Annotated in this window: 32 protein-coding genes, 1 tRNA gene and 1 pseudogene; 18 read left to right on the top strand and 16 right to left on the bottom strand. The window is 59.7% G+C overall.

Annotated features, from left to right (window positions below; translation table 11 throughout):
- Window positions 1-169: pseudogene (locus KP701_RS04515) on the bottom strand (IS5/IS1182 family transposase); the annotation flags it as partial.
- Window positions 170-300: 131 nt separating this feature from the next.
- Between KP701_RS04515 and KP701_RS04510 the strand changes: the two are divergent.
- From KP701_RS04510 to KP701_RS04450, 13 genes are all read left to right on the top strand, one after another.
- A complete protein-coding gene (locus KP701_RS04510) occupies window positions 301-648 on the top strand; it encodes a hypothetical protein (RefSeq protein ID WP_215745950.1) in 348 nt (115 codons plus the stop codon).
- Between the two features lie 97 nt (window positions 649-745).
- A complete protein-coding gene (locus KP701_RS04505) occupies window positions 746-1243 on the top strand; it encodes a hypothetical protein (RefSeq protein WP_215745948.1) in 498 nt (165 codons plus the stop codon).
- Between the two features lie 121 nt (window positions 1244-1364).
- Window positions 1365-1559 (top strand): hypothetical protein, encoded by a 195-nt coding sequence (locus tag KP701_RS04500; RefSeq protein ID WP_215745947.1) that lies wholly within the window; start codon window positions 1365-1367, stop codon window positions 1557-1559.
- On the top strand, window positions 1556-1876 hold the full coding sequence (locus tag KP701_RS04495; protein ID WP_215745945.1) for a hypothetical protein: 321 nt from the start codon (window positions 1556-1558) through the stop codon (window positions 1874-1876). Before KP701_RS04500 ends, KP701_RS04495 begins: the two co-directional genes overlap by 4 nt.
- Window positions 1873-2052, top strand: coding sequence for a hypothetical protein (locus KP701_RS04490; protein WP_215745943.1), 180 nt, complete (start codon window positions 1873-1875; stop codon window positions 2050-2052). Before KP701_RS04495 ends, KP701_RS04490 begins: the two co-directional genes overlap by 4 nt.
- Before the next feature lie 668 nt (window positions 2053-2720).
- Entirely contained in the window at window positions 2721-3029 is a 309-nt protein-coding gene (locus KP701_RS04485; RefSeq protein WP_215745941.1) for a helix-turn-helix domain-containing protein, read from the top strand.
- A gap of 38 nt (window positions 3030-3067) precedes the next feature.
- On the top strand, window positions 3068-3922 hold the full coding sequence (locus tag KP701_RS04480; protein ID WP_215745940.1) for a site-specific integrase: 855 nt from the start codon (window positions 3068-3070) through the stop codon (window positions 3920-3922).
- Window positions 3923-4535: 613 nt separating this feature from the next.
- Window positions 4536-4979 carry a hypothetical protein gene (locus KP701_RS04475; protein WP_215745938.1) on the top strand — a complete coding sequence of 148 codons (444 nt, stop codon included), beginning with the start codon at window positions 4536-4538 and terminating at the stop codon, window positions 4977-4979.
- A 272-nt stretch (window positions 4980-5251) separates the two neighbouring features.
- Window positions 5252-7114: a hypothetical protein gene (locus tag KP701_RS04470; protein WP_215745937.1), complete on the top strand. Its 1863-nt coding sequence runs from the start codon at window positions 5252-5254 to the stop codon at window positions 7112-7114.
- Window positions 7115-7331: 217 nt separating this feature from the next.
- Complete coding sequence (locus KP701_RS04465) at window positions 7332-7637, top strand: hypothetical protein (protein WP_215745935.1); 306 nt, start codon at window positions 7332-7334, stop codon at window positions 7635-7637.
- A gap of 4 nt (window positions 7638-7641) precedes the next feature.
- A complete protein-coding gene (locus KP701_RS04460; RefSeq protein ID WP_215745933.1) occupies window positions 7642-8325 on the top strand; it encodes a recombinase family protein in 684 nt (227 codons plus the stop codon).
- A gap of 21 nt (window positions 8326-8346) precedes the next feature.
- Window positions 8347-8901, top strand: a complete 555-nt coding sequence (locus tag KP701_RS04455; protein ID WP_215745932.1) for a hypothetical protein — start codon at window positions 8347-8349, stop codon at window positions 8899-8901.
- A 71-nt stretch (window positions 8902-8972) separates the two neighbouring features.
- Complete coding sequence (locus KP701_RS04450) at window positions 8973-9680, top strand: YfbU family protein (protein WP_215745930.1); 708 nt, start codon at window positions 8973-8975, stop codon at window positions 9678-9680.
- Between the two features lie 126 nt (window positions 9681-9806).
- On the opposite strand, the gene KP701_RS04445 is transcribed toward KP701_RS04450, so the two are convergent.
- The 5 genes from KP701_RS04445 to KP701_RS04425 form a co-directional block, all read right to left on the bottom strand.
- The gene (locus KP701_RS04445) at window positions 9807-10340 is read right to left on the bottom strand and encodes a hypothetical protein (protein WP_215745928.1); all 534 of its coding nucleotides are present in this window, start codon (window positions 10338-10340) and stop codon (window positions 9807-9809) included.
- On the bottom strand, window positions 10325-10861 hold the full coding sequence (locus KP701_RS04440) for a hypothetical protein (RefSeq protein WP_215745927.1): 537 nt from the start codon (window positions 10859-10861) through the stop codon (window positions 10325-10327). Before KP701_RS04440 ends, KP701_RS04445 begins: the two co-directional genes overlap by 16 nt.
- A gap of 214 nt (window positions 10862-11075) precedes the next feature.
- Window positions 11076-13400, bottom strand: a complete 2325-nt coding sequence (locus tag KP701_RS04435; protein ID WP_215745925.1) for a DotA/TraY family protein — start codon at window positions 13398-13400, stop codon at window positions 11076-11078.
- On the bottom strand, window positions 13397-13798 hold the full coding sequence (locus KP701_RS04430) for a hypothetical protein (RefSeq protein ID WP_215745924.1): 402 nt from the start codon (window positions 13796-13798) through the stop codon (window positions 13397-13399). The genes KP701_RS04435 and KP701_RS04430 overlap by 4 nt, the downstream gene beginning before the upstream one ends.
- A gap of 87 nt (window positions 13799-13885) precedes the next feature.
- Complete coding sequence (locus KP701_RS04425) at window positions 13886-14233, bottom strand: hypothetical protein (protein ID WP_215745923.1); 348 nt, start codon at window positions 14231-14233, stop codon at window positions 13886-13888.
- 196 nt (window positions 14234-14429) lie between these two features.
- On the opposite strand from KP701_RS04425, the gene KP701_RS04420 reads away from it, so the two are divergent.
- From KP701_RS04420 to KP701_RS04410, 3 genes are all read left to right on the top strand, one after another.
- A complete protein-coding gene (locus KP701_RS04420) occupies window positions 14430-14666 on the top strand; it encodes a hypothetical protein (protein WP_215745922.1) in 237 nt (78 codons plus the stop codon).
- 12 nt (window positions 14667-14678) lie between these two features.
- A complete protein-coding gene (locus tag KP701_RS04415; protein ID WP_215745920.1) occupies window positions 14679-17945 on the top strand; it encodes a MobA/MobL family protein in 3267 nt (1088 codons plus the stop codon).
- Window positions 17946-18198: 253 nt separating this feature from the next.
- Window positions 18199-18627, top strand: coding sequence for a helix-turn-helix domain-containing protein (locus KP701_RS04410; protein WP_215745918.1), 429 nt, complete (start codon window positions 18199-18201; stop codon window positions 18625-18627).
- Here the strand turns inward: KP701_RS04410 and KP701_RS04405 are convergent.
- The 10 genes from KP701_RS04405 to hisB all read right to left on the bottom strand — a co-directional run bounded on the left by KP701_RS04405 (window position 18624) and on the right by hisB (window position 24883).
- Entirely contained in the window at window positions 18624-18977 is a 354-nt protein-coding gene (locus tag KP701_RS04405; protein ID WP_252345376.1) for an AlpA family transcriptional regulator, read from the bottom strand. The genes KP701_RS04410 and KP701_RS04405 overlap by 4 nt on opposite strands.
- Window positions 18961-20115 carry a site-specific integrase gene (locus tag KP701_RS04400; protein WP_215745917.1) on the bottom strand — a complete coding sequence of 385 codons (1155 nt, stop codon included), beginning with the start codon at window positions 20113-20115 and terminating at the stop codon, window positions 18961-18963. Before KP701_RS04400 ends, KP701_RS04405 begins: the two co-directional genes overlap by 17 nt.
- A 131-nt stretch (window positions 20116-20246) precedes the next feature.
- Window positions 20247-20322: transfer RNA gene (locus KP701_RS04395), tRNA-Glu, on the bottom strand.
- Window positions 20323-20370: 48 nt separating this feature from the next.
- Complete coding sequence (locus KP701_RS04390) at window positions 20371-20739, bottom strand: histidine triad nucleotide-binding protein (protein ID WP_215745915.1); 369 nt, start codon at window positions 20737-20739, stop codon at window positions 20371-20373.
- 13 nt (window positions 20740-20752) lie between these two features.
- Complete coding sequence (locus tag KP701_RS04385) at window positions 20753-21154, bottom strand: phosphoribosyl-ATP diphosphatase (RefSeq protein ID WP_011252065.1); 402 nt, start codon at window positions 21152-21154, stop codon at window positions 20753-20755.
- Between the two features lie 4 nt (window positions 21155-21158).
- Window positions 21159-21920 carry an imidazole glycerol phosphate synthase subunit HisF gene (gene hisF, locus KP701_RS04380; RefSeq protein ID WP_215745914.1) on the bottom strand — a complete coding sequence of 254 codons (762 nt, stop codon included), beginning with the start codon at window positions 21918-21920 and terminating at the stop codon, window positions 21159-21161.
- Window positions 21914-23266 (bottom strand): 1-(5-phosphoribosyl)-5-[(5-phosphoribosylamino)methylideneamino]imidazole-4-carboxamide isomerase, encoded by a 1353-nt coding sequence (hisA, locus tag KP701_RS04375; RefSeq protein ID WP_215745912.1) that lies wholly within the window; start codon window positions 23264-23266, stop codon window positions 21914-21916. Before hisA ends, hisF begins: the two co-directional genes overlap by 7 nt.
- Window positions 23263-23901: an imidazole glycerol phosphate synthase subunit HisH gene (gene hisH / locus KP701_RS04370; protein WP_215745911.1), complete on the bottom strand. Its 639-nt coding sequence runs from the start codon at window positions 23899-23901 to the stop codon at window positions 23263-23265. The genes hisA and hisH overlap by 4 nt, the downstream gene beginning before the upstream one ends.
- Complete coding sequence (locus KP701_RS04365; RefSeq protein ID WP_215745909.1) at window positions 23886-24290, bottom strand: hypothetical protein; 405 nt, start codon at window positions 24288-24290, stop codon at window positions 23886-23888. The genes hisH and KP701_RS04365 overlap by 16 nt, the downstream gene beginning before the upstream one ends.
- Window positions 24287-24883, bottom strand: a complete 597-nt coding sequence (gene hisB, locus KP701_RS04360) for an imidazoleglycerol-phosphate dehydratase HisB (protein WP_215745908.1) — start codon at window positions 24881-24883, stop codon at window positions 24287-24289. Before hisB ends, KP701_RS04365 begins: the two co-directional genes overlap by 4 nt.
- Before the next feature lie 200 nt (window positions 24884-25083).
- Between hisB and KP701_RS04355 the strand changes: the two genes are divergently transcribed.
- Both KP701_RS04355 and ubiM read left to right on the top strand, forming a co-directional pair.
- Window positions 25084-25686, top strand: coding sequence for a nitroreductase (locus tag KP701_RS04355; protein WP_215745907.1), 603 nt, complete (start codon window positions 25084-25086; stop codon window positions 25684-25686).
- A 4-nt stretch (window positions 25687-25690) separates the two neighbouring features.
- Window positions 25691-26875, top strand: coding sequence for a 5-demethoxyubiquinol-8 5-hydroxylase UbiM (ubiM, locus tag KP701_RS04350; RefSeq protein WP_215745976.1), 1185 nt, complete (start codon window positions 25691-25693; stop codon window positions 26873-26875).
- Window positions 26876-26907 lie beyond the last annotated feature (32 nt).

Genomic DNA, 26907 nt, shown 5'->3' with positions numbered 1-26907 from the left:
CAAACGGCGGTCGTCCACCTTTGCTCCCATCTGAATAGGCCAGAGCCTTCTCCAGATCAGGGCGGAACACCTCAAAATCCACAGTCCGGGAAAATGCCTCAAGCTGATCGCCAAGCCCGCTTAACCGGGCCAGCCGCTCTTCAACATCAAAGAAACCAGGCTGCTTCATCTGCCATCATCCCCAATCAACGCAGGAGAGATGGAATCACAGAGGAACCCTCAAATCCAGAAGGTTTTTCGAACCCTCCAGATTATTCCAGCTTAGCATTTGAAGCGCGTTCAAACGTCACGATTGCTGACATGCTTGCCGAAGCGAAGTCAGCTCTCGGCAAAGAGTTCGACGGCTATAAGGGCGGCGAATATGTCATGGGGCCACATACGGACTGCTACCTCGCAGAGTATGGCTCTTGCGGTGACGAACTCAGCCGTCCTTTGCTTGAGATAATGTGTGGCGTTGGCCCCATACTCGAACGCGCCATTGCCGAGGCTGTGGCGGCGGAGAGAGAGCGTTGCGCGAAGGTTTGTGACGATCTGCGTGACCAATGGTCCAAATGTCGGAACCCGAAACTTTCTGATGCCCAATATTGGGAGGGAAAAGTTAATGCGGCGTTAGACTGCGGTGCAGACATCCGGAGCGCCGCGAAATGACCCGCTTCTTCACCAAGCTACTGACCCACCTTCTCGGCCCCGCGCCGGACAGGCGGTCTGACGACAGTGTTTTTGATGCGTGCCGGGGAGATGGGGAATGATCGACGAACAGAACAAGCCGGTTCGGACGCGGGATGAGCAGATAGAGGCGCTTGCTTCTCAATTCGGAGAAGAGGGCACATTCTCATACGTCGATGACCGAGACGCGGCGACGCAGCATATCGCAGAAGCCGAAGCCCGAGGCGCGGCGGAACAGCGCCGGAAGGATGCGGAGCGGCAGGAACCGGTTGCTTGGGCAATTCCTGGCCAACTGCCGAGCGAGGCATTCCCTCATTGCGAGCTTGTTCTGTACCGCAGAAAAGCATCGCACAACACGCTCCCCCTCTACACCCACCCCGCCAACGTCGCCGCGCTGGAGGATCGGGTGGGGAAGCTGGAGGGGGAGCGCGACCGATTGAGAGATGCATTAATCGCGTGTGGGAATAATGCTGGCGGTTTTCTTGCCCCGGGGGTTTCGACTGAGTTTCTGATTGAGTGTGTACCGGAAGAAGTGAGGTTGAAGATTTCCTCCCTCACACGCGAGGGAGGGGTGTGATGTGGAAATATCGTCCCGGGCCATGGGCTGCATGGCGTCACACGTCGAATCAGTCGGATGCCGAGTTTTTTGAAATGCATGGATATGAAGTCGTCTGGGCGCCGTTTGCAGGAGACCCGGCATGAGCGGGAAACCGGTAGCCAACGATAATGATAGTCGCTTCATGGCCGGCAGGCTATGCGCCCGTAAATCATGGCCTGATATCGGCGCAGCGAAGATCGAGGATGCCGTAGCACTTGCATATCGGAGTGGCCAAGATGCTTTCGGGGATGGCTGGGTCGTTGAACTGCGCACTCTTGCGGAGAAATCAGCATGAGCCCAGACCTGAAACAGGCCGTTGAAATCGCCAAGGAAAAGCATCGGCAGCGGCCTCCCCTGTTCGGAACACTGGCTTATTTCGAAAGTCTGCCTGAATACAGTTGCTCACTCCCAACGGGGACAACGCCAGGTAAAAGATGGCGCCGCCAAATCAATGTGGAGCCGTGGGGGCGCATCACGATTCCGCCCGTCGGATGGGTGATCGCGGAATATTACGAGGGTCCAGACGTGCCCGAGGGGCGCATCGGCATCCGTTATTATCGTCCGGTAATCCGAGTTCCGGCCCCCTGCATCCGATCAGGAGACCTGGCATGAGCGGGCGGACGGGTGAGGAGACCAGAAAGCGGATGCAAGAAACCCTTGAGGAAGCATCTGCGCGCGTAGAGGCAAACTGGGAATGGGCTGATGCCGTAAAAGCAAACTGGCAAAAGACATTGGATAATAAGGCAGAGGCGCGAAAACGAGCCATGGACGCGGAGGAACGGGGATGAGTGACGCATGGCCTGATACGGCAAATGTTCTGCACATCATCGCGCAGCCTATGCCGCATGATGATGCCTACATCATCGGAACGCCTGAGGGACTGAAGCGGCTGAAAGACGCTATCGACGCAGCCTTAGCTGCACCCGGGCACCCGAGATGCGCAAGCGTTATGTGCAATGACGGAGAGGGATATTATGCGGCTGTTCGATGTGTGCCGGGCACGCGCATGGAAATGGCCCCGTATGGATACACAGACGAGGCATTCCAAGATGACCGACGGTGGCCCGCGTGGGTTTCTTCTATGGTCGGGCATTCCGTTGTGAATGACGAAGTACCTGAAGGCCTGAAAGACGTGAGGAAGCTATGACCAACCCAACAGACCCCAGGATCGAGGCCGCGGCGCGGGCAATCGCAGATGCCATGCTGCGCCATGGGGACGCGCCTGGTGCTTGCGCCTTAGCCAAATCCGCCCTCAAAGCCGCAGACGCCGCAGCGTGGCGACCGATTGAGAGCGCGCCGAAGAATGTTCCACCAACGCTGGTTATAGACGCATCAATGCCTGAAGAAGGGCCATATATTGCAAACTGCAAGAACGGTATCTGGTGCGATGATTATGACATGGTAGAGCCTACCCACTGGATGCCCCTGCCGCCAGCGCCTGTGATGGGAGGGCGCGATGAGTGAGGCACTGGAACGTTACCTCACCATTCAGGAAGTGGCAGACCGGACCGGCCAGCATCCCGAGACAGTCCGTCGAGCAATCAGAGCCGGACGTCTGGCGGCTTATCGCATCCCGAAGAATACCCGCGTCACTGAAGAAGCCTTTCAGGATTACATCAGGAGTTATCATTGCCCCGCCCACGGAACGACAAGCCGCACCTCGAATTACGACGCGGGAAATGGTGCATCGTCTGGTGGGAAGAAGGAAAGCGGAAGCGACTTTCGACAGGGACTGAGGATGAAAAGAGCGCTCGCCAGGCGTTAGCTGATTTCGAGGGGGAGCTTGAAAAAGCCCCTCTCAAAATGACCTTTGCCGATTGCCTCAAGCGCTATGTGGATAGCAGGCGAGGCAAGGTCTCAGCTCTCAAGAGGCTTGAAGAGGCGGTCATCCCCTTGCATGAAGGACTGGGATATCTTCGCATTGACCAAGTCAACCAGCGCGAATGGGATCGCTACGCCGCGACACGTTTCAAGAAGAAAGGCGGCAAGGTGACGGCAGATCTCGTCTCCCCCGGCACGCTCCGGCGTGAGTTCAATGTGTTACGAGCCAGTCTGCGTCGCGCATGGAAGGACGAGTTCCTTGTCAGGCCTCCAGAGATCGAGCCGCCACGAGATAGCGCGCCCCGCGATCGGTTCCTGACAAAGGCGGAAGCCAAAAAGCTGCTGGATGCCTGCGAGACGCCGCATGTCCGGACGTTTATGGCCATCGCCATTTACACAGGCGCGCGGAAAGGATCGATTCTTGCCCTGACATGGGATCGTGTCCACTGGCAGACGGGGCTGATTGATTTTCAGGAGCCGGGAAGGCCGCTGACTGGCAAGCGGCGTGCCGTCGTCCCCATGACCAAGGCGCTCCGCAAGGAAATGGAAGAAGCCTTCCGTCTGAGCAACGGGGATTATGTGGTCCACTGGCATGGGAAGCCGATTCCTACGGGGTTGCGCTGGTCTTTCAATAAGGCCTGCGAGCGGGCGGGGCTGACGTGGCGCCCGACGCCTCACCATTTGAAGCATAGCGTGGCCTCATGGTTTGCTATGGACAAGGTTCCGATTGATCAGGCGGCGGATTGGCTCGCGACGGATCCAGACACATTGAGGCGTGTATATCGCAAGTTTGACCCGTCGTATCTGCGAGGAATAGCAGATGACTTTTCTCTGTAGTGGTCCAGTTGGACCATTACGTCTCTTGGGGATAAATCAGTTTTTGGCGGATTTTCTTGGCGTCCCATAGGGGATTCGAACCCCTGTTGCCGCCGTGAGAGGGCAAAAATAGGTCAAGGAATACTGCGCCTTATAGCTGTAAGTCATTGTAAAACATCCATTCTTATGTCACCTGAAATCACCCCTTGTCACCCTAAATCTCTTTCGTCGTGGTGCAAAAATGGTGCATGAACCATCTTTGCCGGGCAGGGCGGTAACAGGTCGGGCAGGGGAGGCTGATGGGGGTGTGAACCTTTGTCCTGAGGGAGGAGACCTGACCTCAGGGCTATGTTATGTGGGGCCGGTATAGAACGGTATGCACCGGCATTCTATTGACTTTTCGGCAATAGTGTGAGACGGAAATTGTATCGACAGGCCGAGTAGGGTACTCGTGCGGGATGGATAGCGGTTCTACTGCGCTTAATCAGTGAGAAGGAGACCCGGCTGGGGAAACTTGGCCTAGCCTGCGCTGCCCGGCGTGGGGGATGGGCTGTTCGGAGCCGGTTATGCCGGGGCGCTCCGAAACGATAAGGCTTCCCGCACTCTCAATGCAGAAAACTGCAATGGGGGTCTCATGAGTACACTCACTAACGAGCAGCACGATATCTATGACCGGCTGACAAGCGGGACAGGCAAGCCCAGAATCTGGGGCATCGTCCGCCATGACGGCGCGCCTCTCAATCTATCGGACCCGTTCCCCATCGGTGAGGGACACGAAGAAGAGTTTTCGTTTTCAGTGAACGTCAGTGGAATTACGGTAGCCGGAAAGATGCTGGCGACCGGCAGCGGGTTCGCACTGCTGAAAGGCTCGTGGTCCGGAGTGTTCGACAGCCGGAATATTGAAATGCCTATTGCCGGGGCCGGTCAGATTGATGAGGCCGAATGGGTGCCGGTCAGTTCAGCCCATTTTTACGGGCGACCGGAAGCGGCGCTTGAATTACGGGAACATCTCGTTTTTGAAGCAGTCGATTATCTGGCTTCCACTTTCTACCACGATGAAGAGCGACGGTCAGGCTAGGGCTAGTCGCCCTGGCTGACCTGACACCCCGGAAATCATGGAAAAAGCAGCGGAACAGTTCAGGAACGTTGAAATCCGCCATCCTGAAACTGTTCAATATAGAAAAGCCCGCCCCCGATAGTCCCTGCAAGGACGATGACCGGGGAACGGGCTTGGTTCGCAACGACACGCGATGAGTTAAGATAGCCCCGGTCTTCCTCGGTTTTCAACACTCATCGCGCAGGCGGTGGGTGTTTTTTATGGTTGGCGACAGGCGGCAGTTTTGGGAAGACGTGGAGGACCGGGAACGGCTCCGTCTGCCCCTGCCCGACGCCGATGCCGTGGCAGGCCGGGACGAGGTATTGCAGCAGGACGTGGGGCTTGCCGCAAAGATTCTTCGGGCCACAGACCTCGACCTTTTCGGAAATCCGGCAAGTCTGCATGATATCGCATCCGTTACGATGCACCCATCACGCATCCCGGCGGCGGCATTGCTCAGACGTTCCCGACTGTTCCAGACCGTCAGGAACACTGACGCGCAGTTCTGGCGCAAAGAGTTCAAAACGTACATGACCGAGCGCCGGACAGAGCGCCGAAATCACCAGCACATTATGCTCAGGCTGACAGCAGTGGAACACCGGACGCACCCATCAGGCGTGCACGATGTCGGCGATTTGCGGGAGGATGGCGGGCGCGTCTACAGCGCTCTGGCTCGTGCCCTGTACGACGCAGAGCACAGAATCAGAATCCTGCATGGCATTGTCCTTCCGTTGTATATCGGCACTCATGACGTGTTCGCCGATGGCGGCTGGATTGTGAAGAGACACTATCATGTTGGCGTGGACATCAACCGGGCGGGGCTTTCGGTTGAAGACTGGCAGTTCGTCCGGGAGCGGCTGGAACGCCACTTCATCGACCGTGGCTTCACTATCTATGTCCCTGAACTCGACCAGTATGCCGACGAAGACGCGGAATGGGCGGCGTGGTACGCAGCAGGAAAAACGAAGGCGGAAGACGGCGAGCCGGATGAACTCGACCCCGATGCGCTGGCTGAATATCACAGACAGACGGTCGGGAGTGATTTCTACAATCCACGCGGAGATTTCCGCCGGTTTCGCGCTGACCTGAACCGTAGCGGCCAGAGGTCAAAATTCGTCGGTCAGGGCGTCGAACTGGTCGCTAAGGGCAGCAGGGGGCCACGGACTGGCGACTATCAGCCTCACGCCCGCGCACTGGTAAATCACCGTTCAGATGGTTTTGAAGTGCGAACAAATGTTGTCATCGCGCACCCAGACGCCGTGGACCTGAATCCCGACGCTCTGGCGTCATGTGACTTGTCAGAGGACATCCGCCGCGCCCGGTATCTTGCCGATGAGGGGCTTGCGGTGGTCCTGCGCCGCCAGAGCGCTGATACCCGGCAGGCACTGGCTGAATGGCTGTCCGGCCTCGGCACGTCTACGTCTACACCGTCTTATGATATCTCCGTAAACCTTCCTGCCATCCATCCCTCTGCCGTCAGTCACCTGATGGAGACCAACACCCTCCGGGTCGCGGAGGCCCTGAACACCGCCGCTGGATACCTGCCGGGCGTCACCAGAGCCGTCAGGAACCGCCCGCTGACACGCACAGCCGTCCGGCACCTCATGAAGGACGTCATTGAGAGCGCAAGGAACACCCACAGGTTCCTGTCATCTGTCCGCCGCATCCGTGGTCTGGGCACCCCACAGGACGGCGAAAATGGCGGAATACCGCCGGAAATGGTGGGAGATTGGCAGGCACAGGCCGCTCGTCTTCTTGCCGACACGCTGAATCCGCCAGCACCCGCCAAGGCCACCCGGTCCGCACGTCTGACCCTGACGCCAAGGCCCCCGAAGCCTGCACCGGAGCCAGCCCCGCAGGCCGCGCCTGATGACGAAGACGCAGCATGGAGGCAGGCAATCGAGGACCAGAAGGCGGAATATGCGTCCCGGATTGCCGCTCAGGAGGCCGAGAAAGCCCTTGAGCAGGCAAAAGCCCCTCATGATGGACCTGCCCACCTTTCGACCGAACACACCAGCCCAGAGCAATCACAGGGCCAGCAGACCCAGAGCCGCAAGGTCAGGCCGTCCCGTGCGGAGCTTGGACTTCCATCCATCCGCCGCAATCGTGCAGCCTGATGTGGGCAAATTGTGGATAACTTCTAGAACAACTGACCCTTCAGTTTTCAACAATAAAATGCATGAATACCAAAAATAAATATCGGGGGAAAAGGGTACTTTATTTCACTATTTTCTGAAATATGGCGTTCGTTGGTGTATTATATGAAATAAGTCAGGGGGGAGTTCTCTAATGCTCTTTCCGGACTTATTTCCATAATTGCCAGAGGGGGCACACATGGCGACGGCAACTATCGAACAGCACTATACGAAACGGCGGCTTCGCCTTCTGGCAGTCATCATTGACGAGTGCAACGACGAAATCGAGATGGGGAACGACACCGGAGAAGACGAGGACCCCGCTTTCGGTGAAATGAAGGCGCGTGCCGAGGCCCTGATTGAGACCGGCAATGGCCTGCTGACAGCGGAAGAAAGCCGGGACACAGACAGGCGGCGCGGGGAATTTGATATTCTCTCCGGCGAACTGGTGGCGCAGGTCAGGGATGCCCAGCGTCTCGGCTATTTCGACCTTTTCGGGGAGTGACGGCGTGGGAACTGAATACGCCTACGTCCGGGTTTCTGACGCAAGCCAGAAAACGGACCCGCAGCTAGACTGGCTCGACAAGCAGGGCATTCCGCCAGAGCGCCGGTTCATTGACCATGGCGAAAATGGAGACCTGTTGTCCCGGCCCGCCCTCGACCGGCTGCTGGACACCATCAGGCCGGGGGACTGGATAGTGTCATACAGGCAGGACCGGCTGGGTCGCGACGCGCTGCACACGCTCACAATCCTTGCCCGCATCCGGATTTCCGGTGCCGGGTTCCGGGATGCGGCGGGAATCAACATACCCCCAGCGGCGGAGGGGGTTGCTGACGAGCTTGGCTTCGCGACCATCGACCATGAGTTCCGGGCCGGGTTTCAGGCCGTGCTAGACCAGCGGGACAAGCGCCTTCTTCTTGCCAAGACCCGCGCAGGCATCCGGGCGGCGCAGGCACGCGGCGTCAGGTTCGGACCGAAACCGAAACTGAACAATGATGACCTTCGGGAAGCCGCCAAGATGCGCCAGCGTGAATCCCGTGCCTACGTCGCGGCACGGTTCAAAGTGTCGGTCCGCACTCTGGAAGAGCACCTGCGGCGCTTCTATGCCGCAAATCCGGACTTCGACCCCCTTCTTGCCGTCAAAGCGCAGCGCGGCAGGAAAATGAAGGCAGTCACACAGAACAAATCGTAAACAAGAGCAGGAGGCCTGCCAATGGCAGTCAATATCACGGCACGCATCAAGCGCGTTCAGCGCATCAGGGCAGCAGTTCCCGTCGAGGATTTCGAGAAGGCCGTTAAAGCCGCAGCGGAGTATGTCCGCAGGAAAGAGCGTATCACTCACCCCGCCGGACGTTTCGACAACGCAAAGCGGTTTTATTGCAGTGAGCCGTTCCACCGCAGCGTCAGGACCCCAAGCCGGGCGTGGCCTCACTCTCACATGCTTCACGCGCGGACCCTTGGTCACGTTGCCCACCTGTACGACGCAGACGAGGCCCACACGCGGGCGCTCGTAAATCTGATTGAGGCTCAAGACGACCTGTTTGCCGTCATCAGGCAAGGTGACGCCGAGTTCCTTGCGGCCCTGAAGCATGCCATCCGCCCTATCGGTCTGGACGAACTGATGGCCGTGAGAGCGGACCCAGAGCTAACGCCAGAGCAGGCAGAAACCCGGCGCTATCTTGATAGTCAGGAGCGCGCCCTTAACGATATTGCCCTGTTTTATTACCAGCACAGCCAGACAGCCAGAAAAGAGCAGACAGTTTTTTAGGCAGAAAAAGTTTGACTCTGATTATTACGTACGAGTACCGTACGCGTACGTAATAACACCGTAGGTTTCAAATGCCCCCAAAATCAGAACGTTTTGAACTCCGTCTTGATGAAGCATTCCTTGCAAAAGTGGATGCTTGGCGGTTCTCTCAGCCTAGTGAGCCATCCAGAGCAGAAGCCATCAGAGCGCTAGTCGAAACCGGGTTGAAAGCCCACGCTTCTGATGCGCCCCGCTTCACAGACGGAGAAAAGCTCATCACCTTCATGCTTGCAGAAGTCATGAAGTCTGTTGTGAAAAAGCCTGAAATCGACCCGGCATATATTATCGAAGCAATGGCTGGCGGCGACTACTGGGCCATTCCTTTTGCTTACTCTGGGCCGTTTCCTCAGGAGACATGCCCGCGCGAGGTTGTAACCGAAGTGGTCAATATCCTTGATATGTGCGACTTTCTTGAGTCGAGCATTGAGAAGTTTTCGCCGCAGGACCGGAAGAGGCTGGCAGAGCGCTTCCCCTATATTGAGTCCGGAAAACTGTTCACAGGCTTTGACGGAAACAGTGACTACAACCATATCGGCGTAGTTAGAATCTTGGTTGAGAAGCTAGGCCGCTTTTCCCGGTTTAAGGGACGCTCCGTGAACAGTCACTCATCGACCTCTCTCGGACGCTATATTCGAATGTACAAAGTGTTTGAGCCCGCCAGAAGTGCCAGTGATGGCCTGCCACTCCCCTTGCAGACAGTAGAAAGAATTTTGGAAGCAGGATTCGGCAGTCAATCCTGACCGCGTTCTCCACGCATACACACATATCCCCAGCGGCTCCCTTGCTGGACCCTGAAGCCGCCTTCCGCCGCTGGGGATATGCTCCGCTTCGCTCCGGCCCTTGCGGGCTGGAATGCGGGGATAACGCTAGGACAGTAAATCAGCCAGTTCGTCCAGTTCCGCAGGGAATTCATCTTCCGGCGGCAGGTCTTCCCCGGTCTCTTCCCGTGCCACCGCATCCAGCGCCCGCAACACATCCGCCATCAGGTCGCAGGCCGTCCGCTCGACCGCTGCCCTGACGGCCTTGGGCGTCTTCATGTCCACTTGACCGCCGGGGGACAGGGTGAGCAGGCAGGGCAGGATTTCCGGGTCATCACCGGGCCAGCCCTTGCCGACACTGACAGCGCAATCACCTGAATCCCGATGATACAGAACCCCGATGGCATGCTCCCGACACGTCACGTCATCAGCCCAGATTTCCAGATACAGCACCCCGGAACCGGGAGGAATCCGCCATTCATGCTGCCGCCGCCCCGTTGCTCGCAGCCTGCCCACGGCTTCACGGTCGAATGTCCGGGATGAACTGACCATCCGGGCGGCCTTCTGCACGGCTTCAATCATGCCGGGCATGGCGCACGGATGCAGCAACGGAAGTGGGCCGGTTTTCAGTGAATCAAGCATACGATTTCCCCCCAGCCGCCGGGCCGCTGAACAATCATGAATTGTGACGGGTCTGCCATGGCTCGCAGGAGTTGGCGCGTCCTCGCCACCATGCCCGGCCTGTCTAATGCTCCCGCCCGCCATGTGGCTTCGGTGTTTGCAGCCGACAGTCCGCCGCCCGGCTTGATGGCAATCTGGTCAGCAACAAGGCTGATGTCGCCTGCACCCGTGTCGTGAAACAGGCGCGGCGCAATCCAGTGTTCGCCACTGGAAGCGCGGCACTGGATGAGCAGGAGCGCGAGCCGTTCCGCCGGGAACTCAAACCACACGTCCCCCGGCTGTTCCGCATAGAAATCACCGGGCGCGACAGACTCAATCCGAGCCAGAGCATCAGGGCCAACCAGAATGCGCCGTGCGCTCAGGGGCGCATACGGCGCGAGGACATAACTTCCGGTCGCAGCATCGAATAGATTTTTCGGCTTCCGAACCCGTGATGAAAGAGGCCGTCCGCGTCCGGGCTTCATTTCGCATTTGTGAGTCATGACGGCCCTTTTTTCCTTAGTTTTCTAGGGAAATTGTACTCTCGCAGGCCGGTCATCCGTATGAGAAATCGTCATTTTGTGGGTGAGCCGATACCGTCATCATCACGGTATCATCACGGTATCGGCTCACCCTGTCGCCTTGGTCTAAATCGACCAGGGCGCCGGTCTCGCAAGGGCACCCGGCAGGACGGCGAACCGCCCCGCGTGGCACAGGTCAGGACGCGGGCCTTTCGGTGGTCGGCGCGATATCACCGCCAGCCTGTCCCGCCATGCTTCCCCCAGCGTCAGGGGTCTTCGTCTCTTTCGCGCCCTTCTGGCCCGCCTTGGCGGCAGACTGCCCGACGCCGCCCGTAGTTTTCGAGACAACGCCACCGATGAAGTGGCTCGGGCCGTCTGTCCGCAGTGAATCCATGGCCCACCCCAGCATTTTGGCCGCAAGTTCGGGCGTCGTCGTCATCAGGCGCAGGCTCGCAGTCGTGATTTTCCATGTCATCCACGCCTCGATAACCAGCATGACCACGGCCCCGATTGGCCCCGCTCCACTGTCCGCAGTCCCTGATAGAGCGGCAACCGAAAACGTCCGGCTGACCAGCCAGACGCCCGCATCCATCACGGACAGCGACAGGACGAGGCCAAAAATCGTCAGAGGAATCCGCAGAAACAGGGACAACAGCAGCAGATAACCAGACCTCTGTTCCTGATTCACGAACTCGCCGCCATCCATCCGGATGTGCTGGAAAGCCCACACGGGCAGGACAACAAACGCCTCCGCAACCGTAATCAGAATCCCGATGGCCGCGAACGTGAACTCAATAAATGGCAGCATGGGAATCAGATATGCGTGCTCGACGCCGACGAGCAAAAGCATTCCGACGATAATCCCGAGCCATGACAACGGCCCCGATGCCACGGCACCAGCCAGAGCCGCAGCACCAGCAGGCCCGCCAATCATCGTGCCCGCAGCCGCGCCGCCGAGGACGACTAGGGAAATCAGGTTCAGCAAATCGTTGCCGAAATCTGCGAGTTGCTGAATCGGTGAGCCGTTGGCCGGGTTGATGCCCACAAGATATTTATCACCGAGGCTGAAAACCTTGGAAAACAGCCATTTTTGGACGCCGTGCAGGCTTGCCGTGCTGCCCTGAGTGCTGCCAGCCAGCGCCGCATTCCTTAGGTCCGCCGTGTCGTCCGAAGCATTCCATGTGACCGTGAGGGGCTGGAGTACGGCTTCACCAGCCCGGACGTAATCGCCCGCATATCCCCACGTTTTCAGGTCAATGTGACCGCTTCTGTCAGTATCTGCCATGGGCGGAAGGCTGACTTGCGGGATATCGGATGCAAGCGACGACGCAGCAGACTGAAGCCGGGCCGTGGACATATAGAACATCCCGGCGGTCATCCATCCATATTTATTGGTGTCGTTCAGGAACGAGGCCACGGCACTATCAGACCCACCCTGAACGTCTACGAGAACCTGCGCCGCCGCCGTGAATTCAGTGTCCAATTCGGATTTTGCATCGCTGATTGATTTCGTGAACGCGGCACCGGAAACCTGCGGAATCCCGTTCTTGATGTCGCCCTGATGGGCCGCAACGTTCGTCCGGTAATCAAGGAAATCCGCCACGCCCGTGCTGATGGCATCGCGGGCTTCTTCAATCGCCGCAAGCCGGGCTTTATCGAACTGCGTTGCCTTTGCATCACCGCCAGAGCCGATGGCGAATGTTCCGGAAATCTGCCCGCAGACACCGTAATTCCACGTTACGATGTGCCTGTTCGTCTGTGCCGATGACGTGAGGTTTCCGCCTGTAAACCTTGCGCTGATTGAGTTGTACAGGTTGCCGAGAGATACGGAGATATTCTCACCAGTTGTGCCGCCGACCGTAGCGGTCGGCATTGACGCAGGCAGGTTGAACAATGGCCCGGTTAGACTGTCATTCGCCAACAGTGACTGACGGCAGAGTTCAGCTTCGGTGAAATCACGCACCAGTGCGCCGGTTGCGGGCAATGGCGGGGCGTTCAGGGTCGGCGTGACAAGTCCCGTTGCATACGACGACCACACCAGATTTCCCAGACTGCCGCCGTACAGGGCGACATAGATGACCAGAATTTGCGCCAGACACACGCCTTTTGCGGTGGGGGCGAGCATGCCGAACCCGAAGCACAGGCGCAGGGGTGCCCAGACGGTATGCCATTTCTGCCCAAGGACAACGCCCTCATGGGCAGTCGCGACGGTTCCCGAAATCGCGTGCCATGAGAGCACGCCGACAGCCACGGCAGCGAGCACGGCAAGGAAGGAGCCAGAGGCAGCAAACAGCCCCTGAGCGGCTTGTGACGTACCAGACGACGACAGCGGACCGATGCCGGGGAACAAGAGTTCTAGAGACTGCCGCCACCAGTCCGACGAGCAGGGCACGGCAAGGGTTTGCGTAATTACAGAACCCGACGCGCTGCACGTGGCTTCATCGGGTGTAACCGTGGTAGTCGCATGTGCCAGCGCCGGGAATGCCAGCAGAAGGAGGGCAAAGAGAAAGACCTTCTTCATGGCCGGTCACTCCTGAATCTGGGCAGCAAATCAGTGCGCCAGTAGTCCCGGAATGTCCGCAAGGACCGCGTGCGAAACTGGTAGTTTGCAAGCCCGCATTTCAGAGCCTGCGACGTGCATGCGAGCGCACCAGACGCACACAGCAGAGCGGCACTATAAATATGCTCCGTAATCGCGAAAGTGATGCTCCCGGCCACGAGCGGCAAAGAGGGCAGAAAAGCCAGCCAGAAACACGCCGCCGTCACACGCACCCGGCGCCCTATTTCAGCATCATGGACGCCATAGAAATCCGCGACAGCCCGGAACCGTTCCGCTGGGTCCGTGATGGTGCTGGAAACAGGCACTTTCTTGCCGTCGCCACGCCAGAGCGTCCGCAGCCGGAAAACGGGGCCTGTCACCTGTCTTTTTAGTGCTCCAAGTGACGCAGAAATGTCGTCCGCACCGGTGAGAAATCCGAGATATCGCATGTCGTTTTTCCTTCCTTCTCAGCCGACAACTTCGACAGGTGGGAAGGCAGGCTCAGGCGCACGGAAGACCGCAGAAATCCGCTTGCCGCCAAGGCTGGAAATGATGGCATCTTGGTCAGATGGGCGGGTCACATACGAAAGCAGGAAATCCACCAGAGCGGTCCGCGCATCTGGCTTCCCGTTTTCCTCACAAAATGCGACAACCCCACGCCCGAGAGCACACAGAGCTTGAGCCTCGATTTTCCGTTTTTCCGCAGTCTCCCGGCGGGCCATCGCACGCTTGATTTTCTGGACCGCCAGCCTCTCCCGCTTGATGCGTTCCTGCGCCCTTTTGAGTTCGTTTTCGAGTGAATTTGCGTCCGGCATTTTGACCCCCTGAAATGTTGCATTTTCAGGGTCAATGGTAGGCTAACCATCTGAAAGAAATCACGATTTTCGGAAGAAATCTTTCACAGTATGGGGCCGCATGTGCTATAAGAAGGTCATCTATTCCATGCCCTGACGGCATGGATATGCTCGTATATACACTCACTGCGTGAGCGTTACTCGTAAGAGGTCTGCAATGTCCCAATATCGCCTTCGCAACCCTGCTATCGTCGCCGAGTTCCGCGAGCCCATGCGCGTCAAAGTGCTGAAAGTGCTCTCATGGCTCCCGGCGGCGTTCGTTATGATGGGACTTTGCGCTGGCGTGGCATCCGGCGCGGCGCTCATTGGTGCTCTGGCTCTCCCGATGGGCGTTTACGGCGGCATTGCCATTCTGCGTTATCAAGTCCGGCGCGGACACGTTGTGCAGGGTTGATGGTGATGACCCATGGAAGCCGTTTTTGCATCACCAGCGCAGGAGATTGACGACAGGCGGGTTGCGCTGAATTTCGGTATTGCGTCGGTCGGTGCGGTGTTGAAATGTGCGGCATATAATCTATGCGGGCGGATACCCGACCGGCTGACTGACCAGACGTTTGATTTCACGCGCAAACGGGCCGAGCATTACGACCACTTTTCTCTGTTTCCTGAGCACGTCACGCCCACCGAAAACCTGACCGACCCGGCGCAATTCTGGCGTGAAGCCGAGGCCATGGAACGGCAGGCAAATGGACAGGTTTCCCGTCAGGTTCTCTTTGGCATTCCGCGCGGTCTGCCGGTCGAGTATCACCGCGACTATATTGCCCATGTTTTCAAGCCGCTGATTGATGCCGGAATGGCGGTTCACTTCGACTGTCACAACGCCATTTCACGAGATGGCGGCGAGAACAGGCATGTCCACGCTTTGCTGACTATGCGCCGGATGAATCCGGACGGTACGTTTGACCGGAAAAAGGCGCGGGACTGGAACGCCCTTTTCACGGCTGGCCGGGGCAAGGTTATGCGTGCCCAGTTCGAAGACCGGGGCAACCGCTGGCTTGAGGAAAACGGGTACAATATCCGCTTGCGTATCCGCTCAAATGAGGAGCTGGACGGCCCGGATGCGCTGCCCCCGGAGCCGTCCGTCAGGCGGGCAGATATCGAGCACACCAAGCGCCATCCCGATGACCCGGCTCCAGCAATCATTTCTCTCGATAATCACCGTCACTTGCGTCGGCAGGCGCGACACTCACAGAGAGCCGTTGCTGGGCTTTCTGCTGAAATCGTTCGCATTGAAGCGGCCCGCCAACGGCTCCCAGAAAGAGGAGCGCACACGATGGCGAAGAAAATCAAGACGGGATGGATGGCAGGCGCGGACGGCTATGCGGCCTTGCCGGACAACCTGAAAGCGTCGGCCCGCAGGTCTTATGACCGCTGGAAAGCCCGGCAGGTCGAAGAAGGCAAGAAGGCCGGGGACATTTTCGGGCTCTCTGACTACATTGATTACGTCCAAGGCCGCAGACGAGACGACAGGGGATGGAGGTTTGAGCGTCCTGACGACGAGGCGAACGCCATTCGCCGAGCACCAGCGCCCGAAATCGCTGACAGTGACGCCCCGCCTGCACCGCAGCCAGAGCAGGACGACCCGGACGACATGCCGGAGGCGGATGGATGGGACAGGGAGAGCCGATTCCGTGCCCGTCTTCTCGCCGGTCATTACAAGATTTCTGAATCGTCACTGACCCCGGAGCAGGTCGCCGCTATCTCGAAAATCCGCATCGACCGCAACCGAGGCGTGGCCACGATTGAACTGAACACGGGCGACGTTTTCGAGGATTTCGGAGACAGGATTGTCAGCCCTCGCGACCCGTCACCGGAGACCGCCGCACAACTGGCACGGGCCGCTGCCCTGCATGGCTGGTCTAACGTACAGTTGACCGGCACCCCGGCTTACCGGGATGAAATGGCTATTGCCCTGAGCCTGCTGGAACCGCCGGTTTCTCATGACTGGAAACTGTCGCGTGAGGCCCAGAAGCGGCTTGATGAGGCACTGGAAGCCCGCCAGCAGGCATTCGACAGCACGAACGCAATCCGTCCGGTTGATGCCCCGGCGAATGAGATAGTGCCGGAAGCCAGTCCGTCTAGGGTTGTCGCCCTGGACGAACCGGAAGACCCGAGGCCAGCGGATACAGATGATGGTTATGAGCCGGACGCGGACCCTGATTTCGTGCCCGTTGGTCCTGACCCCATCGACTATGGCGAGGCATGGGAAGCCGAGAAGCTGGCGGCGTTGGAGGCTCGGGAGCAGGCAGAGGAAATCACAACGGAAGACCTGCTGAAACTGGAACAGGAACCACCACCGCCGACCGTCCGCGTTCCGGCTGTAGTCCTGAAAACGGGCGATGCGGTGTCCGTGGAGTGGTTGCAGGCAAACCGGGATGCGTTCGCGGGCATGTCGGAAGCGGAAATCATGGCGCAGTTCCCGTCATTCGTCGGGGAACAGGTGAATCCCGCAGCGTTCGAGAACGACCCGTCCGGAGGCGAGGACTTCGACCACGCCACGCAGGAGGCGGAGGCAGTGTGGAACAGGCAGGTGGGCGAGGCCGTGGAGGCGTGGGAGGAAGCGACAGGCCGTGAACTTGCCGACCTGCCGCACGTGGAATGCCGACAGGTGTTCATCACGGACCCAGCCGACCCAGCGGGCGACCTTGACGCGGCGGACATGCGCACGCGCCCGGAACTCGCAAAAGTGGCCGACAGGCTGAAAAAACTGACGAATGAGCAGTTAGAAAAGAGGCTTTCTCAGACCTTCCCGCATTATCATCCTGATGTCGGCGCTCCCGACGCTAGAGACCACGCCGTTGCGGAATGGAAAGCCCGCAGGGCAGCAAAGAAGGAGGCAAACAATGCGAAAAATCAGAACGGTCATGAGGCTCGTGTTCCCGGCCATGATGGCGCTGTCAGTCATGCTATCCCTGACCCTGCACCCGGCCCAGACGGCGGCAATGCTGGCGCAGACGTGGCAGACGTTCGACAGCAGCGGACTGCCGGAAATGGCGCTGATGCTGTTCGGGATAGCCGCCCTGATGGCCTGCGCCCGGCACCGGATGAACAGTCTGGCGAGCAGGTAATCAGGCAGACGCTTGCGGAAATCCGGGAACGATACGACCGGGAAGCCGCACGTCTGGACGTTCCGGCCCTGACTGCGCTTCTTGAGCCCCGGCAGGCTGCTATTGATGCAGCCATCAAGGCAGCAGAGCGGACGGCATCCAAGGCAGCGAAAGAGGCCAAGGCCGCACGGAACGCCGCCTCTTTCCTGTCACCGGGCACCCGGAAAGCCGCAGATGACGCAGAGAAGCGGGCGCAGACGCTGAAAGCAGAGGCCGACCGCCTGAAAGAAAGCCGTCAGGATGCCATGAGGCAGGCTCGCAAAGATGCCGAGGCAGAGCGCAGGGAATTGACGACTGAATCAGAGCGTCAGGCCCGTTCGCCGGAATACAGGCAGGCAGAGTGTGCGCTCAGGGACGCGAACCTGATTGACCTTGCCCTTTCCAGCCGGGACGCGGGCACGCTGGAAGCCCTGAAAACCGGGGATTTCTCCGCCATCAGGGCAGCGGCTCAGGACTGGCAGCGTGAGCAACAGCGGCAGGCCGACGCGATGGAAGTCACCCGGCTCAAGGCAGGTCCGAAGGCCAAGCAGGCGCAGAAGAGCGGGCTTTCTGTCATCCCGGAGTGACCTGACAACCTTACGAAGATTAATCTTTCGTCAGGAAGGGGGCGTTCATTTATGAGCGCTCCCTTTTTCGTGTTCATGAATTCATGACCTCATTCATAAATGGACATGACCATTAATGACGTTCTTCATAAACAAAAACTGGAAAAAATTCTGGTTTGTAATGTTATAGTTAGGTCTATACTTTTCGATAACTTGTCAGTTTTTCCGTACAGACCTATCTTATATCTGTATTCAACGAGCGGAGAACAGAAAAATGCTTGATAACGGCTACACGGCACAGGTTATTCACTGCCACCCCGGCGCGGCTGGCATGACGTTTACAGAGTTCAGCCATCCCCGGATGGAGGCTGCACTTGAGGAATGGGCAGCTTCTGGCCTGACGACGGCGGCCATCCGGACAGAGTTGCGCCGGAATTTTCTGGCTAGTCAGACGACCGCAGGCGTCCGGGTTGAGGTTGAGCCAGAGCCGACCGTGGGCGGTTTCACGGTGACTGCGTTTATCGTCAATGACCACAAGCGCAAGGCGCGACGGCTCATGACGCAGACGGAACGGAACGAAATCGCAGAATGGCACCAAGCAGGCTTCAACTATCGGGAAATCGCGGAAGCGGTCGGTCGCCATCCCACAACGATTTTTAACCACCTCCGCCGGGCTGGCCTGACGGAGAGAGCCGGGGCTTAGTGCCCCAGCCACCAGAGCAGAAATCCCAGCACCGCCGAGGCGACAAGCAGGAGCGCCACGGTTTCGAAGGCCAGTGCAAGCCCTTTGCGTGGCCTTCCCCGTGGCCTCTTCACAGGGGGCGAGGCCAACTCTGGATTGTTCGCAGCAACCTTCTGACTGATGAAGTCATCAAGGTCAGAAACCCGAAACCGCCTGTCTCGCTTGCCGTAGCTGAATGACCGGGGACCGAGGCCGAGCCAGAGCAGGTTCCGAAATCTGCCATAACTGACGCCCAGATATTCCGCAGCCTGCTTTGAATCCATCACAGCAGGTAAGCGGCGGCTTTCCGAGTTTTCAGGCGTCATCGTCATCACCGGCAATGATGCCCGCCAGCTTCTCCGCTTCCTCAATCTGCCGACTGATGGTCTCGGGTACGGGCTGATAGTAGCGGTCCAGACTTTTCAGGTCTTTGTGACCTGTCACCCGCTTGAGGTCGAGCGGATTGGGCAGGAGGCGGGCAAGACGGCTTGTGGCCTCATGCCGGAGGTCATGGAACGTCAGGTCCTGCAACCCGGCCTTTTTCGCCCGGCGGACAACCCGGATTCCGAATGCATTTCCGTTCCCGACATCGAACACCGGGGCGTCAGCTTTCGGGGGCTTTTGATATGTCAGCAGCTTCTCCCGGAGGAGACGCAGGGCACCGGGCGTCAGGGGACGGACTTCAAGCCCGCGTTCTTCTTGATAGTCCCGTGTTTTCGTCCTGCCATCGTCGCCGCCGAGGTGAACGGTCCGCCGTTCGAAATCGACATCCTGCCAGCGTAGGAGGATGGCTTCCCCGCGTCGGGTGCCCTGTTCGATGGCGAACCGCACCAGCCAGACGTCATCCGGGTGCGTCTCGCTGGTCACGGCTTCAATGAGGCGGTCATACTCCCCCGGTTCGGGACCGTCTGCACCATTTGCACCATCCGTCAGGCGTCGATTCCGCTTCCTGTCCGCGCCTTCGGGACGCTTCACGACGCGCCCCGAGGCATGATTGATGATGCTGATATCCCATTCGGAAATCGCGTGCTGAATCACGGCGGCAAGCAGGTTCAGGCGCTTGACGACTGTCCCCGGCGCATACCCCGCTTTCATCATGCGGTCACGGAATCCACGGACATCAGCCGGGGAGAACTTGGAGAGCCGGACGCCGGGAAGGTCAGAATCCCGCAGGATGGCCGGAATGTGCCCGGTGCGGTCGGCTTCCCGGTCGGCCATGCACTCCGAGGCATACCGGGTCACGAGGTCGGAAATCGTTGTACTGTCGAGAGGGCGCGTGTCCTGAAACTGGCCGAGTTCTGCCTTTGCTGCCGTCTCCGTCAGCCAGCGACGGGCGAGGGCTGCCGTGCTGAACGTCTGTTGAACCCGGCGACCGTCCACGACTTTGCGGGTCATATATTGTTTCGGGCCGCGATAGGTCACGCCTTTGGGGAGAGGTTTACCCGTTGCCGGGTCAATGCGGGCGCTCATGCCCGGCCTGCCATCAGGAATCGCATCATCTGCCATGACCCAGAGGATATGACGTTCCTCGGGATGGTGCAAAAATGGTGCAAATAACCGGATTTTTTGGAGGGATTTTCCGAAAAAGTGAGGAAAATCAATGGCGTCCCATAGGGGATTCGAACCCCTGTTGCCGCCGTGAGAGGGCGGTGTCCTAGGCCTCTAGACGAATGGGACGAGGCGAGGGGCTTGATAGTCGGCCCCTCGGGTCTTGGCAAGTCTTATTTAAGAAGTTTTTTGTGTCAGCAGGGGGCCGAGGGCAGCGCCGCCGAACAGGTGGACGTGAAAATGGGGAACTTCCTGGCCGGAATTGGGGCCTGAATTGCTGATGAGACGGAAGCCTTCGCGGGTGAGGCCCTGCTCCTCGGTAATTTTCGAGACGGCGCGCCAGAAACCTGTGATTTCGTCAGGAGAGGCTGTTGCGCCGAAATCGGCGATGGAGACGTATGGCCCCTTTGGAATGACCAGAACGTGGATCGGGGCCTGCGGAGCAATGTCATGGAAGGCGAGCGCGAAGTCGTCTTCATAGACTGTGCGGGCCGGGATTTCCTTACGCAGGATGCGGGCGAAGATGTTGCCGGGATCGTAGGCCATGGTCTTTTCCTGTTCAGCCGAGTTTTTCTTTGGGGCGTGCGGCCTTTTCGGCGATGCCACTCGTGCCTTCGCGGCGCTTGAGTTCCGTCCAGACGTCTTCGGGGGAGACGCCTGCGTCCACCCACATGACGATCAGGTGGTACAGCACGTCCGCGCTTTCACCGATCAGTTCCTTGCGGTTGCCGTTGACGGCTTCGATCAGACATTCGACGGCTTCCTCGCCGAATTTCTGGGCGATCTTGTTGCGGCCACGGGCCATCAGGCGTGCGGAGTGGCTGAGGGACGGGTCAGTGCCGCGACGGGACTGGACCGTGTCATACAGGCGCTGGAGAACCAGTTCCTGCTGAAGGTCCGATTTTTTATCGTCCTGCTGCTTCGAAGGCTTCGGGGCCGGTTTGGTAGCGGGTTTTCCCATGGTCTTACTCTCCAAGCCTGACCGGCAGTCCGGCCTTGTTCAGCGCGTTCTTGACTTCATCGATACGGAACTGGCCGAAGTGGAACACACTTGCCGCCAGAAGGCCACTTGCGCCGACTTCGGCGCCTTCCACGAAATGCTGCAGTTCACCCACGCCACCCGAAGCGACAACCGGAACAGTCACGGCGCCGCAGACGGCACGAAGCAGATCCAGATCGAAGCCTGCGCGGGTGCCATCACGGTCCATGCTGGTGAGCAGAATTTCGCCGGCTCCCAGATCCTGCATTCTCTTTGCCCATTCCACGACGTCTAGACCCGTGGGCTCGCGGCCGCCCTTGGCATAGACTTCCCAGCCGCCTTTGCCGTTTGAACGGGCGTCGATCGCGAGAACGATGCACTGGCTGCCGAAACGTTCGGACGCTTCGCGGATCAGGTCGGGGTTTTTGATGGCGGCGGAATTGACGGCGCATTTGTCTGCACCCGCCAGAAGCAGGCGGCGCATGTCTTCGCAGGTGCGGACACCCCCGCCTACAGTCAGGGGCAGACAGATGGCCTCGGCTGTGCGGCGGACGACATCGAGAATGGTGTCGCGGTTTTCGACGCTGGCGGTGATGTCGAGAAAGGTGAGTTCATCGGCACCGGCAGCGTCGTAGAGTTTGGCCTGTTCGACCGGATCACCCGCATCGCGCAGGGAGACGAAGTTCACCCCTTTGACGACGCGGCCGTCCTTGACGTCCAGACAGGGGATGACGCGGAGTTTCAGCATGAGCCGAGGACGTCCAGAGCGTCTTTGAGGGCGATGCGACCGTCATAGAGAGCACGTCCGACAATCGCGCCGGAAATGCCCGGAACATCGCGGGCGACATCGCGCAGGGCCTTGAGGTGCTCCAGACTGCCCACCCCGCCGCTGGCGATGACAGGGATGGAGAGACGGCGGGCCATGTCCGCCGTCTGTTCAAGGTCCAGTCCGGCCAGCATGCCGTCCCGTGTGATCTCGGTGAAAATTACGGCCGCGACCCCGGCATCTTCCATGCGCAGGGCGAGGTCATTGGCCTCTAGTTCGGAAACCTCTGCCCAGCCTTCCGTGGCGACGCGCCCCTGTCGGGCATCGATGCCAGCAACAATCCGGCCCGGGAAGGCTCGGGCGGCCTGACGGACCAGTTCGGGGTCCTTGACGGCCACTGAGCCGAGAATGACGCGTGAGACGCCGGCTTCGAGCCAGCGCTCGATCGCGGCCATATCCCGGATGCCACCACCGAGCTGCACGGGCAGGTTCGTGGCTTTCACGATGGATTCAATGGCCGGAATATTGGTGGAACGACCGGCGAAGGCTCCGTTCAGGTCTACGACGTGCAGGTGACGGCAGCCCGCTTCCGCGAACAGCTTGGCCTGTGCGCCTGGATCATCGGAATAATGGGTGGCATCTTCCATCTCGCCGCGACGCAGACGGACGCAGGCGCCGTCCTTGAGATCGATGGCCGGGTAGAGTGTCAGGTCGTGAGCCGGGGTGGGTGTATCGGTCATTGTGTCTGAAGCCGCGCTGCTGGTGTCGGGCATGGCGATGCTGGACTGCCAGCGGGCGGCCTCGTTCTCGTTTGCCAGAAGTTTCGAGAGAAAAAGTCCGCGCACCGTCTGCCCTCCGATCCGTGCATAATAGGGATGGGTTCCCCAGTGTTCGAATTCGAACGACCGGAACAGCCCGATGGCTGCGACATGCGTTTCGCGGATGTCGCAGTTTACAACTTTGCAGCCAATGGCCTTCGCTCCCTTGAGCATGGCTTCCAGCAGCGCGCGTCCCAGACCGCGGCCGCGGGCATAGGGGGCAACAAAGAAACCTGTCAGATTGGCGGTGGCGGCATGGGCTTCATAACTTGCCGGTGGGCGGACGAGCTGGCCTGCGCCACAGATCACGCCATTCTCACGTACGACGTAGAAGCTACGCTCCGGCACCAGCAGCAGGCCTTCGAAATAGCGGGCCAGAGCCTGATGGCCGGGAGGCTGAAGCCAGCCGAAACCGCCGCCGTCCAGAATACCGGCGGAGGTGGCTTCGATCAGCGCGTCCAGATCTTCAGGCGGAAGCGGGGAGACGACGCGTTCACAGGTGATGGTCATGAGGTCCACCGCAGGAAGTTGCCGAGGATCGTCAGACCAACATCCTGACTCTTTTCGACATGGAACTGCGTGCCGCAGCGGTTTCCGCGCGCGACGATGGCCGGAACCTGCGTGCCATATTGCGCGGTTGCGACCAGATCGCTGTCCGTGCCGTCATGCAGGGCATAGGAATGAACGAAATAGCCGTGATTGCCGGGCGTGAGGCCATCTGTCAGTAGATGGGCGCCGGGCGTGAAGTCCAGCGTGTTCCAGCCCATATGTGGCAGGCGCAGACCGACATTTGCGGCCTCGTCCATGCGACGGATATTGCCGGAAATCCAGCCCAGGCCCTCGGTGCGGCCATGTTCGAGCCCGTATTCGCACATGAGCTGCATGCCGACGCAGATGCCGAGGAACGGCGTGCCATTGGCGGTCGCGGTTTCGAGCATGTTGCGTAGCTCGGGGCCAAGGCCCTGCGCGCAGTCGGCGAAGGCGCCCTGTCCGGGGAGGATCAGGCGGTCTGCATTCAGGATGTCGGTCGCATCGCGGGAGATGACGACATCGGCCTCGATCCCCTTGCGGATTGCGGCCTTGCGGGCTGCCTGTGCGGCCGAGGCGAGATTTCCGCCATTGTAGTCAATTACGACGACGCGCATGGAAACTCCGGAGATGTGCTGCCGTAAGGGGCGGCGTAGTGCTGCTGGTCCAGCCAGCGCAGGAGGGCGATGTCCCGGCTGGGGGCCGCGATCGGCGTACCGGTAACGCGGCCGTTCAGGCGCTGTTCCCACAGGCGGATCTCAGCCGTGAAGCTGGCGAGGACGGCATGGATGGCCACGATCAGGTCAAGCCGGGACCAGAAACCCATGAAAACATGCAGCGTGATCATGGTGGCGGCTGCGGCCAGCAGGGCGGAAATCCATGCGCCGTATGTCAGCAGTCCGAGCCAGCCGAAGAACAGGACGCGCCATGAAAATCCGTCCTGCACCATGACAGGCATCTGCGGGCCGGCGGCGTCCGGTTTCGTGCAGGGAATATAAAGCTTCACAGCACGCCTTTGGTCGACGGGATAGCGCCTGCCGAGCGGGGATCATGCGAAACCGCAACCTTCAGGGCACGGGCGACGGCCTTGAAACCGCTTTCCGCGATGTGGTGGGCGTTGGTACCCGCCTTGCAGGTCAGGTGCAGGGCAATATGGGCGGACATGGCGAAGGCGCGGAAGAATTCTTCGAACAGTTCCGTGTCCATCGTGCCGATCTTCTCGCGCGGGAAGACGACGTTCCAGGCGAGGTAGGGACGGCCGGAAATATCGACCACGGCCTCGCACAGGGCTTCGTCCAGCGGCACGAGGGCATGGCCGAAACGCTCGATCCCGCGCTTGTCACCGACGGCCTGACGGAAGGCCTGCCCGAAGACGATACCGACGTCCTCGACGGTATGATGGCCGTCAATATGCAGGTCGCCCTTGGCTTTTAGCTCAAGGTCAAAGCCACCATGCTTGGCCAGTGCCGTCAGCATGTGGTCGAAGAAACCGATGCCGCTGTCCACGTCGGAGCGGCCTTGGCCGTCGAGCGTGAGGGCAAGGGTGATGTCGGTTTCGCTGGTGGCGCGATGCAGGCGGGCGTGGCGGCTTTCGTTCATGTTCTTCCTGCTACACCAGCACGACGCGGATTTCCACGCTGTCTGGCAAAGATGGCTGCAAAATACGTTGGCAGACAGGGATAAATCCGGGATGCCGATCCGTATCGACCAGCACGAGGAGGTGTCACTATTCCTTGAGAATGGCTGAGTCTGGAAATTGCCCTTGGCGGAGTGGGGAGATCGGGCCATATTTCCTGATTATGGCACATCATCATTCCCCCCTCGACGTCCTTCTCTCCCGCGCTTCGACGGACCATCTCGTCGAGCCCCCGCCGAAGGGGGATGAGCTCCGGACCATCCTGTCCGCCGGCTTGCGGGCTCCGGACCATGGGAAGATGCGTCCGTGGCGCTATACGGTGATCAAGGGCAAGCACCGCGAGGCGTTTGCCGATCTCGTGGTGGAAGCGATGGGGCGGCAGGAGCCTGACGCGCCCGAGGCGAAGAAGACCAAGCGGCACCACCGCTTCGCCAACATGCCCATGATTATCGCTCTGGGCATGCATCTACAGCCGGACGGGAAGATCCCGGTGATCGAGCAGGAAATGGCCGTTGCGGCAGGGGCGATGAACGTCCTGAACGCGCTGCATGCTGCCGGATTCGGCGGCATGTGGGTGACGGGACCGTTCTGTGAGGACCGGGTGCTTCTTGAGTCGCTGGGTCTACCCGAGCCGCATCGTCTGGCCGGTTTCCTGTTCGTCGGAACGCCTGCCAGGCATTCGGATGAGCGCAAGCGGCCCGAGATCAATGATTACATGGCTGTCTGGAAAGGGGATGCCATCAAGTTCCCTGCGGACGCCGGTTGATCTGATGCGTTACGACGTCATTGTTGCGGGCGGCGGCCCTGTCGGTCTGGCCTGCGCCATTTCGCTCGGGCGCGACGGGCGGAAAGTCTGTGTGGTCGAGCGGTCACCAGCGAGTGTGCTGGCTGATCCGCCGTTTGATGGCCGTGAGATCGCGCTGACGCATCATGCGTCGGAATGGCTGAAAAGTGTCGGTGCATGGGATGAAATCCCCGCTGGCAGCATTTGCCCGATGTATACGGCCCGGATCGAGACCGGGAAGGCTGGAAATCCCCCCCTGCTGTTCGATGCGCCTTCCGATGGTCCCGATGCGCTGGGGCACATGGTGGCGAATTACCTGATCCGCCGTGCCCTGTATCGTGTCGCTTTGCGAACGCCGGGTGTAGACATCCGGGCCGGGGAAGGCATTGCCAGTTCGTGGCACGATACCCGGTCGGCTGGTGTCGTTCTGGCCAATGGGGAGCAGATCGAGGCGGATCTTCTGGTTGCGGCGGATGGGCGGTTTTCGCGTCTGCGGGCCGAATCGGGGATCGGCGCGATCGTGCATGATTTCCAGCGCAACATCATGGTCTGCCGCATGCGCCACCCGGAGCCTCATGCCAATACAGCGCTTCAGTGGTTTGACGAGGGACAGACGATCGCCCTTCTGCCCGTCGCTCCCGACGACCGGTCCGGATCGTGCTCGTCGCTGGTCCTGACGCTGGAGCCGGATGAAATCGCGCGCCTCAAGGCGCTTGATGGCAAGGCTTTCAGCGAAGACATCACGGCCCGGACGCAGGGACGCATGGGGCAGATGACGCTGGAAAGCGCACGCTGCGTCTACCCGCTCAAGGCGGTCTACGCGCATCGTTTCCAGGCTCCGCGCCTGGCGCTGATTGGTGATGCGGCTGTGGGCATGCATCCGATTACGGCGCACGGGTTCAATCTGGGCCTGAAGGGGCAGGAAGTACTGGCGCGGGCGATTGCCGATGGTCCGGGGGATGCAGGCGATCCATCCGTTCTGTCGCGTTTCGAGCGCACGCATCGTTTGGCAACGGTGCCGCTCTTTGCGGCGACCAATGCGATCGCTACGGTTTATACCCGCGATGAGCCGCCATTCCTGATGGCACGGCGGGCGGGGCTGGCGGTGGCCAACCGTCTGCTGCCGTTCAAGGCAGCGGTGACGAACATGCTGATGGACCGCCACGGCTGACCCCTCTGGCAGCGCTCTTTCTGAGTTAGGAG

It is taken from the genome of Gluconobacter sp. P1C6_b (assembly GCF_018811945.1).
Classification (GTDB): domain Bacteria; phylum Pseudomonadota; class Alphaproteobacteria; order Acetobacterales; family Acetobacteraceae; genus Gluconobacter.
Note: the sequence above shows the minus strand (reverse complement) of the source record. Positions and strands in the feature narration are given on the sequence as shown.